The sequence below is a fragment of the Devosia indica genome (genome assembly GCF_003056405.1).
GTDB classification, from domain to species: domain Bacteria; phylum Pseudomonadota; class Alphaproteobacteria; order Rhizobiales; family Devosiaceae; genus Devosia; species Devosia indica.
In genome coordinates this window covers 1-3,209 of the sequence record NZ_PYVZ01000037.1, presented here as the reverse complement: position 1 = coordinate 3,209, position 3,209 = coordinate 1, and the positions used below count along the sequence as shown (strand labels likewise).

Genomic DNA, 3,209 nt, shown 5'->3' with positions numbered 1-3,209 from the left:
ATAGTCTTCAAGACGCGCTGGCAAAAAACTCGCCTGGTCACGGTCTGCACCTTCAACGAAACGTCCCATATGGCACCTCCGAAGCAGTGCCAAATCATAACATATTCAGGGGTTTTCACACAGCCTCCACCCCGTTATCGACGTTGCTAGGACCAGAGCTGACTGACTGCTTTCGGGAAATGGAAATGGCGGCCTGAACGGCCGGAATGGGGCGCCTTCGAGACGGTCCGGTTTGGCTGTCAGGCTGCTGAAATTATCTACTTAACTACTAATGGCAGGCAGTCCGCTCCGTCCTGCCCAAAATCAAATCCCGCTTTGCCCGACCTCGCCCGCAACGGCGGGGCGATGGTGTTCAATGCGCATCGCTTTCCCTGCGGGAAGATTGGATTTTAGGACCCTTGGTCCGGAGCTTGACCCCAAGCCGAGGCCACTGGCGCCTGCAGCGCTTGCCCGCTCGCCAAGGCGAGCGGAGATGGGGTAGAGAGTATGTGGCCTCGATTGGCGTCAACCGCCTTCACACTTCTGGCATGAGGCGGCAGACCTCTTTCTTCTATCTATCCGGGACCAAGGGTCCCGTCTTTCTGTCCCAGCCAGAGGCCCCGAGAGGGGCCGCAGGACCGCCCCCTGGGCGGTCCCCTGCATGGGCAGTTCACTGACCATGCCCCAAAGGAGATCCCTAGCCGCGAAAGCTCGGCGGAAAGTCAGGGGCTTTTGCCAGCAGCCAGTAGGCCAGGAACGGGAAGCAAATCGCAATCATCGAGCGGTGAAACTGCTGGTAGTGGCCGGCCACACGCCGCCGACGCAGCTGGCCGATCTGCTGCAGATGATCTGGACCGAGGTGGTTGTTCAGGGTCGGGTGTCGGGTCAACACCAGGTCGATGAGCGAGACCCAGTTGGCCGCATTCCGAACCGCAAGCAGACGGGCCGTCCGGCGATTGAACTCCGCGGCATATCCGTCCGGCGCTGCCGCTACACGGTTCAGCTCTTCGGCAAGGGCCAGCCAGGCCAGCATCAGATGAACATTGTCCGACTGTGCCATCTTGCCGTTCCGTCCATGGACAGCCTTGGCGACAATGGTCCAGTCCGCAGCCACTGACGGCCAGGACGCTCCCGCCATGCAGGCGTCGCGCAGGCGTCGGACGGCCTGATGGGTGTCCTGATCGACCTGATCGGAAAAGGCCCGGCCAAACGCTGTAATGCCGTAGGCCTGCCGAGTTGGCAGATCACGCAAGATGCGCTCGACGCCAACCCGCCCGACCTGCCAGCTGCAGTAGATCCCCTTGTCTCCTAGGTTCGGCACGATCTGCAGATCATCAAGCTGCAACTGCCCCTCGGCCTCACTGGCCTCCAACGCAGCGGGGGAGGCACAGTAGATGGATGCTCCTATGCCAAAGTAGATGTCCTGAAAACTCTGGGTCCTGAGCCGTTCAAGGTCCGACGCAGAGGTCAGCCACACGTGGTGGATGTCGTTCTCGAGATAGAAACTGTTGCGTCCCGCAATATCCTTGACCGACATGCCGGCCAGCTGGAGGTCAAACCCCACAAGCTCACCGTTCAGGAACCGCGCTGAGACATCGGGCTGGCGCCGCGTGCCGGTGGTCTCTCCGACAATCTGCTTTTCAACCGCCACGGACCAAAAGTAGGAGTCCTGAGCGAGAGCTTCGGCCAGTGCGTGCTTGAGGCGGAAGTGCTCATTGCCTTCTTGCTGACCATTGAAGCGGATGGCGCCTAGATCCCGGACACTGCCGCCGATGCGCCACTTGCAGGCCTTGGCCATCTCGCTCTGGAAGTGCCGAAAGTGCAGGCCCCCATTGCCGTCGGCCTGGAAGGTTCGGGCAATATAGACGGGTTCCCCACATTCATGGCAGCGATAGAGCGCCTCGCCTTTGGCCCTCGCCATGGTGATAGCAAGGCGCTGTTCGGCCAGTTGGGCCGACTGCATCGGGTCAAGGATACTTGCAGCTGGAATGACGAGGTCGCCAAATTCCGAGGGGGAGGTCACGGTCTTGATGGTGCGGTTGCACATGGTGGGTGCTTTCTGGTCGTCTTAAGACAAGGTTGTGGCGTTCGCGGACCTGACGGCTCCGCGGTAATGATTTTTGGGAAGGGTGGGCGGCGCTTAGTTCAGCAACGGCCGAGACTTGGTCGCCTGGGCGGCATCGAGCAGCTTGTGCAGCTTGCGCAAGCTCCTGATTTTGCCCGTGGCTGTTGCCCTGCGCAGGATCGGCACCAGCCCTGGATCAAGGCCCCGACGTTCCACCTCCTGTGCCGCGATGTCAGCGATTTGCCGTGCGGTCGGAGGATCGAGCTGAACGATCTTCACGCGGTCCCTCAATGGCGCCGCGATCCGACGGAGGTCGTTGGCCAGGAGGATGAAGTTGAGATAGCTCAGGTCAACCGTCATCTGCAGGTGGCTGTCGCGATAGACCTTGGCAGTCTCGCGCTGCACCAGTCCGATCAGGTTCTCGCTCGGCGTCGCCGAGGCATTCCGAGACACGTCCGTCAGCTTGTCGATCTCATCGAACACCACAAGGATATTGGCCACCTTGTGTTCAACGAGGCCGCTGATCAGGGCGGATGCGCGCGAAGTGCCGAACACGCTGTCGCCGCTAGTAATGCTGGTCACGGTCTTCTCAAGGCTGCAGTCGATGTAGATGACCGGCAGACCGCTTGCCGCCGCCAGGCTGCGCACAAAGTTGGTCTTGCCCAGGCCCGGTGGTGAGGCAATCAGCAGCGGGTGAAAGGCGAACCAGCTGGCGCCACGGTTCAATGCCAGCTGGCTGCTGGATCGGATATGCTCAATGGCTGGCCCCAGCAGCATGTGCTGGGCAAAGAGGTCCGCCGCGAGTTCGTCGATCTGATGCTGATCCGACGGTCCGCCGAGGGTGAAGAACTCGATCAGCTGGTTGCGTTGCGCCCGGATGGCGCTCCGTCGTTCCCTGTCAGAGCTACCGTCGACAGCGTCCGCCTGGGGCAGGTCCGCCAAACGCACGATCGTCTTCTCACCCTCTGAGGTGCGATAGCGGACTGCGCGGCCGAGCCGAGCCCGCATCATGGCATGCAGCCGGATCTCGTAGTCGGCGAACCGATCCTCGTCTGCATCGAGATCATCGAAGTCCATGAGGTCGCCCTCGCCACTTGGCGGGTGCATCTCCGGCTCTTCACGGTCGGGCCCGAACATCCGTGCTTCATTTGAAGTGGATGCGGGC

Annotated in this window: 2 protein-coding genes; both read right to left on the bottom strand. The window is 61.3% G+C overall.

The features are described 5' to 3' along the window. Positions 1–676 precede the first annotated feature (676 nt). Complete coding sequence (locus DDE76_RS19240; protein ID WP_104892173.1) at positions 677–2,026, bottom strand: DUF6035 family protein; 1,350 nt, start codon at positions 2,024–2,026, stop codon at positions 677–679. Between the two features lie 93 nt (positions 2,027–2,119). Further along, positions 2,120–3,209 (bottom strand): AAA family ATPase (locus DDE76_RS19235; protein WP_210202710.1); only part of this gene is annotated, 1,090 nt, incomplete at its 5' end.

Excerpts from the sequence above, each read along its gene's own strand:
- DDE76_RS19240 (WP_104892173.1), bottom strand. The coding sequence starts at position 2,026 with ATGTGCAACCGCACCATCAAGACCGTGACCTCCCCCTCGGAATTTGGC.